This is a genomic window from Salipiger sp. PrR007, assembly GCF_010499845.1.
In the GTDB taxonomy this organism is placed as follows: domain Bacteria; phylum Pseudomonadota; class Alphaproteobacteria; order Rhodobacterales; family Rhodobacteraceae; genus Salipiger; species Salipiger pacificus_A.
In genome coordinates this window covers 1-6,776 of record NZ_JAAGOZ010000058.1, presented here as the reverse complement: position 1 = coordinate 6,776, position 6,776 = coordinate 1, and the positions used below count along the sequence as shown (strand labels likewise).

The 6,776-nt window shown below is 59.5% G+C and carries 10 protein-coding genes; 6 read left to right on the top strand and 4 right to left on the bottom strand.

All coding sequences use genetic code 11. From position 1 onward, the window contains the following. Positions 1-602 precede the first annotated feature (602 nt). Positions 603-1,724, top strand: coding sequence for an MFS transporter (locus G0Q01_RS20775; protein WP_370526774.1), 1,122 nt, complete (start codon positions 603-605; stop codon positions 1,722-1,724). A 196-nt stretch (positions 1,725-1,920) separates the two neighbouring features. After that, the gene (locus tag G0Q01_RS20770; RefSeq protein WP_164213825.1) at positions 1,921-2,526 is read left to right on the top strand and encodes a PIN domain-containing protein; all 606 of its coding nucleotides are present in this window, start codon (positions 1,921-1,923) and stop codon (positions 2,524-2,526) included. A gap of 341 nt (positions 2,527-2,867) precedes the next feature. On the opposite strand, the gene G0Q01_RS20765 is transcribed toward G0Q01_RS20770, so the two are convergent. Beyond that, positions 2,868-3,161, bottom strand: a complete 294-nt coding sequence (locus tag G0Q01_RS20765; RefSeq protein ID WP_164213824.1) for a hypothetical protein — start codon at positions 3,159-3,161, stop codon at positions 2,868-2,870. Between G0Q01_RS20765 and G0Q01_RS20760 the strand changes: the two genes are divergently transcribed. Both G0Q01_RS20760 and G0Q01_RS20755 read left to right on the top strand, forming a co-directional pair. Further along, a complete protein-coding gene (locus G0Q01_RS20760; protein WP_164213823.1) occupies positions 3,160-3,411 on the top strand; it encodes a type II toxin-antitoxin system RelE/ParE family toxin in 252 nt (83 codons plus the stop codon). The genes G0Q01_RS20765 and G0Q01_RS20760 overlap by 2 nt on opposite strands. Positions 3,412-3,422: 11 nt before the next feature. Then, the gene (locus G0Q01_RS20755) at positions 3,423-3,752 is read left to right on the top strand and encodes a helix-turn-helix transcriptional regulator (protein ID WP_164213822.1); all 330 of its coding nucleotides are present in this window, start codon (positions 3,423-3,425) and stop codon (positions 3,750-3,752) included. 4 nt (positions 3,753-3,756) lie between these two features. Here the strand turns inward: G0Q01_RS20755 and G0Q01_RS20750 are convergent, their stop codons facing one another. Further along, positions 3,757-4,434 (bottom strand): hypothetical protein, encoded by a 678-nt coding sequence (locus tag G0Q01_RS20750; protein ID WP_164213821.1) that lies wholly within the window; start codon positions 4,432-4,434, stop codon positions 3,757-3,759. Between the two features lie 211 nt (positions 4,435-4,645). On the opposite strand from G0Q01_RS20750, the gene G0Q01_RS20745 reads away from it, so the two are divergent. Next, complete coding sequence (locus G0Q01_RS20745) at positions 4,646-4,840, top strand: hypothetical protein (RefSeq protein ID WP_164213820.1); 195 nt, start codon at positions 4,646-4,648, stop codon at positions 4,838-4,840. Positions 4,841-5,091: 251 nt separating this feature from the next. Here G0Q01_RS20745 and G0Q01_RS20740 read toward each other — a convergent pair whose 3' ends face one another. Further along, complete coding sequence (locus tag G0Q01_RS20740; protein WP_164213819.1) at positions 5,092-5,385, bottom strand: DNA-binding transcriptional regulator; 294 nt, start codon at positions 5,383-5,385, stop codon at positions 5,092-5,094. Beyond that, positions 5,382-5,723 carry a type II toxin-antitoxin system RelE/ParE family toxin gene (locus G0Q01_RS20735; RefSeq protein WP_164213818.1) on the bottom strand — a complete coding sequence of 114 codons (342 nt, stop codon included), beginning with the start codon at positions 5,721-5,723 and terminating at the stop codon, positions 5,382-5,384. Before G0Q01_RS20735 ends, G0Q01_RS20740 begins: the two co-directional genes overlap by 4 nt. 109 nt (positions 5,724-5,832) lie before the next feature. Between G0Q01_RS20735 and G0Q01_RS20730 the strand changes: the two genes are divergently transcribed. Continuing rightward, entirely contained in the window at positions 5,833-6,066 is a 234-nt protein-coding gene (locus G0Q01_RS20730) for a DUF6429 family protein (RefSeq protein WP_164213817.1), read from the top strand. Positions 6,067-6,776: the final 710 nt, after the last annotated feature.

Sequence of the window (6,776 nt, the reverse complement as noted above, 5' to 3'; positions counted from 1 at the left end):
AGAAACATTCTGTTGAGGCGTTTTCTGCCGCGGTCGCAGAAATCTACCTCGCCGCGAGCGCAAGCCATGAGATTGAATGGGTCAGCACCCACAGTGCGACATCCTAGCATGCAAGAGCTTAGATCGGCTCTTGGTGCCAAGACTGCCGAAGCTCTTGCGGGTCGGCGTCTTGTAGAAATGCTCAGAGGACCGGCACCGCCAGTTGTGCCCTCGCGCACGCCACGGTCTTCGGCGGGGCGATGCCCCGCTGGTCGCTGCGCCCAGGAGCCCAGGCTCAGTCCTCCAGGCCGCCGACACGGTAGGTCTCGTCTACCCGCAGCACCTCGGCGGTGTGCTCGATTGCCGAAGTCTCAATCACCAGCTCAGCGCCCGCTACTGCTTTCTGAAACTCAGCAATCTTCTGACGAATGCGGAGGCCAGGACATCCTTATCGCGACACTCCGTAGGGCCGCCGTTTCATCGCCACCCTTGTCGCGCTCGCAATTAGAGGCATACTCCGCCGCAACCAGTACCAAGTGATTGCCGCGACCACCACCACGCCCGCCCGCACCTACCTCGTCGTCCTCACCGCGCTCGGCGCGACGCATCTTCTGAACGACCTGATGCAGTCGCTGATCCCGGCAGCCTATCCGATCCTGAAGGAGGCATACGGCCTCGACTTCGTGCAGATCGGGCTGATCACAATGACTTTCCAGATCGCCGGATCATTGCTCCAGCCGGTCATGGGGATGGTGACGGACCGGTATCCCGCGCCCTATTCGCCGGTCGTCGGCATGGCCTTCACCCTGTCGGGGCTGATCTGCCTCGCCTTCGCGGGAAGCTATGGCGGCATCCTTTTAGCGGTCGCGCTGATCGGCATCGGCTCCTCGATCTTCCACCCGGAGGCGACCCGGACGGCGCGCTATGCCGCGGGCGATCGGCAGGGGCTGGCGCAGGGGATCTTCCAGGTGGGAGGTCAGCCAGGCGGCGCGCTCGGGCCGGTCCTTGCCGCGCTGATCATCGTGCCCTGGGGGCAGCCAAGCCTCGCTTGGTTTGCGGTGCTGGCGCTACTCGCGATGCTGCTCCTGACCTGGATCGGCAGCCAGCAGCACCGGATCCGGGCAGAGTTCACCCACCGCTCCGCCCGCAGGCTGGCCGAAGCCCCTGCATCGAAGCGGAGCGCCGCGACGGTCGCTTTGGGATTGATCGTCCTCACCTTCCTGATGTTCACCAAGAACACTTATGGCGAGAGCTTCCGGTCCTTCTACACCTTCTACCTCATCGAGAAGTTCGGCCTGTCGATTCCCGCCTCGCAGATGATGTTGTTCCTCTTTCTCATGGCCGCAGCCGTGGGCGTGCTGATCGGCGGCGTCGTCGGCGACGCAATCGGACGGCGGCAGATCATCTGGATCTCGGTACTGGGACCGCTGCCTCTGACCCTGATCCTGCCTTACGCCGACCTGTTCTGGACCGGAGTGCTGACGATAGCGATCAATCTGATCATGGCCAGCGCCTTTGCCTCGATCCTGATCTACGCGATGGACCTGCTGCCGAACCGTATCGGGCTGATCGGCGGACTTTTCTACGGCCTGAACTTTGGCCTTGGAGGGATCGCGGCGGCGCTGCTCGGCATCCTGGCGGACAGCTACGGGGTTGAGGCGGTTTATCGGTTCTGTGCCTTCCTGCCGCTGGCGGGACTGGCCGTTTGGTTTTTGCCGCCGATTGAAGAACGGCGCGTTCGGTAGGATAGATCGAATGGCTATCTCAGGCCGGTAGCCCCATGTGCCCTGTCGTGGAGGCTTTCCCTGACTGCTGCACTGCCGCATAACGGCACCGAGCCCATAGCGGCACAGCGGCTTCGTATAAATTAGCAGAGGATCTAACCCACTTGACTTAATCCCGTGTTCTGTTTTGCATCGGGTTCGAATTGGAGCATACCCCTTGAAAAACAACTACATCCTAGTCGACTTTGAGAATGTTCAGCCCAAGAACCTCGTGTTACTTCGAGGGCATCCCCTCAAGTTGATGGTATTCGTAGGGGCCAACCAAAAGAGTGTGCCTTTTGACTTTGCCGAGGCACTCCAAGATTTGGGAGAAAACGCTGGTTATCAGAAGGTAACAGGGATTGGCGCGAACGCCTTAGATTTTCATATCGCGTTCTATATGGGAGAAATCGCAGCCAAGGATGCCAATGCATACTTTCGCGTGATTTCCCGTGACAAAGGCTTCGACCCACTGATTGAGCATTTGCGAAAAAGAAAGATCCACGCTCTCCGTCATGTTGACCTATCCGAGATCCCATTCGTCAAAATCTCTAACGCCAGCTCGCTGGACCAAAAAATCGAAGCGATTGTTGACAGCTTGAGGTCCAGAGGAACTGCGCGTCCAAGAAAGATCAAAACCATTAAAGGAACAGTGAACGCGCTTTTCATGAAGACCTTGGATCAAGATAATCTGGAAGCGTTAGTTGATGAGTTGAAAAGACGTGGTCACGTTGTCTTTAATGAACATTCCGTCAGCTATGGCCCTAGCATTGCCCGACATTGACCGTTTGTTGGGCTCAGAGTTGGCGCGTGAGGGATGACCGTTTTGTCCCGCACATGAGCCGCTCGGGCGGGTGGCGGCGAAGGTCGGTAGCAGCCTAAAACGGCCGTCGATATCCGCGGCGCCTTGTCGGCTACCTGTATCCCCACGCGATGTGCACCGCATCCTGGTAGACCAGCCTGTTGCCCCGCTTGTAGGCCGTCATCTCGGACCCAACAACTTCGATCAGGTCTGAGCCAATTCATTCTTGCCAATCGACATCGCGGGATCAGCAGCCAGATCGAGCGATCCAGCTTCTGATCCCGGTATGTTGCACGCACCAGGGACGGACGTGCGACGCCATCTCAATTTTTACCGACGCGCACGGAAAATCTTTCGGGGCGCGCCGCGTTCTGCTTCATCTTCGCTTCAATTTCGGCAAAGAGCGACATTGCCCTTTCAGGATTCTCCAAGGCAATGAAATCCGCGACATCGACCAGATCGGGGCGCGCCGCCGGCGGAATGACAAGGCGCCGCCTGAGCGTCTCTCCCTGATTGTCGCGCTGTGTCCATTTTCTGGGTTGGTCTGAATCCCCTTGTAGCCTTGCGCTACAATGCTCCTTGCGACAAGGCGAAATGTAGCGTATAGCTACATCCATGAAGACGATCACCTACAGGACCGCCGCCCTTCGCACGCTCCGCAGAATGCCGCGCAACAAGGCGAAGCGGATCACCGAAAAGGTGGAACTCTACGCGACCGATCCCGAAGCGTTGTCGAACAACGTCAAGTCCCTGAAAGGCCGCGAAGGCATCCGGCTGCGGGTGGGCGACTGGAGAGTGATCATGGACGATCAGGGCGAGGTGCGAGACGTACTAAAAATTGGGCCGCGCGGCGGCGCGTATGACTGACGGAGGTTAACATGAATGAGATGATCACCATCCCCCGCGCAGAATACGAAGCGCTTATCGAAGCCAGAGACGACCTTGAAGATATCGCGGCGTTTGATCGCGCGAAGGCCGATGGCGGAGAGAGCATCCCTTCGAATGCTGTTGCTCGCATCATCGATGGCGAAAGCCCTTTGCGCGTGTTCCGCGAACTCCGTGGCCTGACTCAAGCTGAGCTCGCGTCTCGCGCGGAAGTGCATCGCGTGACCGTGGCCGAGATCGAAACTGGCCGAAAGAACGGCTCCCTGGAAGCTCTCAAAAGGCTTGCCGCTGCCCTGTCCGTCACCGTGGACGATCTGATCTGAAGGATTAGAACAGCCGTGGAAAATCGCTAGCGTTTGGCCAAGTGTGGTAAGGATCGTTCGACACGATTGGGGCCTCCAAATCACCCGCCAGCTCGATCACCCACGCCGCGACCGACTTGTCCGACGGGCAAATGTCGATATTCACGTCACGGTCCAGAAGCCGACGGAATGCGCGGAGATCACCCTCTTCGCCGAACGACCTCCCGCAGGCGTCAAGGGCCAGAACGATATGCGGCGTGACCCGACGCGCGTGCAGCATATCGATCACGGTGCGCAGTGCCTCCAGATTTGGGGCCCCACCCTCCCAGCACATCACATCCATGCCATCGACGATGGCGAGATCCCGGCGCCAAGCCCGCTGCGTTGGCTCTGGCTCATTGAAGCAGGCCCCGGACGCCTCCTGACTTGGCGTCTCCGCTCTGGGATGGGCGCGATCAGGGTCGCCGACGACCTGACCAACTCGGGATGCGCCTTCCTCGCCCTGAGTCTCAGCCACCTGCGCAAAGTTCTGTTCGGAGGCCGCGCCCAAGGGCGTCTGAGAGGTCGGCAGTCGAGCGGTGTTCGTATCCGCAATGCGGTCTGTCACGACCAGCTCCGAAGTTTCCGCCCCGGTGGAAGCCGGATATTTTCGAAACCAAGCAATCGGCTTGCGGAAAATATCGAATAGAACCCTGAGAAACATTCTTCGTGTAATTGATGCGGTCCAGCGCAAAGATGATAGAAAGACCGTCCGCAGCAGCGGCACCGACGAGGAACCAGCCACTTTCGGGGACGCCATCACTGTCGCACCATCGCCTTGGCGAAGTCCAGCGTCATGATGATTGGCGGTGGCGAGGTCAGGAATTGCTTTGCAGGCTGCAGATTTTCTCGGAACGACTTGAGGACATGGCCTCATGGGTGATTTGGTCATTGTCTGCGGCCCGAAGGGGCATGTCTGGCATGGTGCTCACATCCTGGAAACAGAAAGGGCTCAAAACCATGTCGTGACAAGTCTCGGCACCTTCAGACGCGACCGCTACGGCACACTCCGCCTCGAGACCGACCCTGCCTTCCACATTGAGGAGGACCCGGAAGCAGAGCAGACTTGAACATGGTGCCAGTCACCTACTTGGGATGTCGCCAAGAGTTTTCACTTGGACCGAAACCTACCCTGCAAGGCCTCAGCTGATCCAGCGCCCTTCATGCCCGAAATTTGCTACATATTTCGGACAATCGAAGCGAGAGTGCGGTCCCGCATCGATGCAGCTGGCCCCTACGGTCTCGAAGCACCATGGCGCTAATCTTCAGGGTGCCGCTGGCGACAATGCCGAAAACGGTCGTCAGCGTCTTTCCTGGCTGCTCACCTACCGCGCAGGAGATCCTGAACGACCGAGGGCTGCTTGGCGATGAGCGCCAGCAACACCTGCGCCGGTCCGGTAGGGTGGCGTCTTCCCTGTTCCCAGTTCAGCAAGGTGCCTTTTGCGACACCAATGCTCTTGGCGAACTCGCTTTGTGATAGCCCGGTTTTGTGCCGGACTTTGGCGACATCGACGCTGGTGACCGCAACGTCATGCACCTCGGCGCCAGCCTGCTGGCCCGCTGCGAAGGCCAGCGCCTCTTCGAGACCCTTGGTCACAGATTCAATTGCGCTCATCTGTCGTCTCCGTACCTGGCGATGATCGCCTTGCTCATCTCTACGGCCGCGGCCTGCTCTGTCTTCGAGAGGTTCGCTTTCTCGTTCTTGGCGAACACCGTGATCAGGAAGATCGGCATGTGAATGCCGCCGAACACGTAGATCGTCCTGAACCCACCGCTCTTGCCGCCGCCTTCCCGCGGGATGCGAACCTTGCGCAAACCGCCGCCCAGCGACACACCAGCCTCCGGGTTCGCGGCGATGAAAGTGATTGCCGCCGCCCGCTCCTCGTCCGACATGATCGCTTTTGCGCGCTTCTGGAATTCGGGAAGCTCGACGACTGTCTGCAATCGTGTCATCTTCTGCTACCATATATGCGTCATTGACACATACGTCAACGGCGTATCGCCAAAGTCCGCCCTTTGCAAGTCTCCAGCATGGTTCCCAATCGACAAAGGAGGTTCATCCATGGACGCAGACGACGACAAGATCGACGACGCGGTGCTCGCGCTGCTGTGGCTAACGCTGCACGACGAATGCCGCGCCTGGAAGGGGATGGATTGGGCAGTTTTGGACCGCCTTTGCGAAAAAGGGCTCATCCACAACCCCGCCACGCGCGCCAAGTCCGTCATGTTCACCGAGGAAGGCTTGAAGAATTCCGAAACGCTGTTTCGCAAATTGTTCGCGCGCTCTGGCGGCTAGCTGGCGCGCGAAGGATCGGCTCGAGGATGTAGGCCGAGCTAGAGGTCGCACACGGGCGGGCGGCGTCTCCTGCCAAAGAGGCGGCGCAACTCTCGTGCGTCAAAGCCCGTCTCCGCGATTACCTGCTTTTTGGGCACCGATGGGTCGGCCCATAGGACGCCCGCCTTGGCGAGGGTCTCAAGTCGCGTCCGTTGTCGAGGTTCCTCCTCGACCGACCCAATCTCCTGTTCATAGGCGGAGTGGTTGAATTGGTTCATTGCATTCCCTTTCTCGGCGGACCCCACCAACACGCGGCCTGCCGTCTTCCACGGCGCAGCTAGTCGCGCCGTAATGGGAAGTAACAAGAGCTTACACGTTGACTGCAATGCGAATTACTCAACCTGAGCGGGTCCTCGCTTACGTAGCGTAACTGCGACCTTTTTGCGGCTTGCTCCTCCACGTCTCGGGCGCAATTGCGCGCGTTTTCTGCCACTTACGCGCGTTGCCTTGACCGCAGCAGACAACGCCCCGAACTCGCCTCCGCGCGCTGGAAAGCCGACGCCCTACCCGCCCTGCCGCGTCGCACCAGCCCCACCGCTACTCGGCATTCTGGCGCAGCGACAGCCCGATGAGCCCGCCAACGATGTTCAGCGAGCCCTCCTCATGTCGCCTCGTCATGGCGCGCAGATACCCACTTGGGCTGAGGATCGGTGTCGCGGGATCGCCGGCCT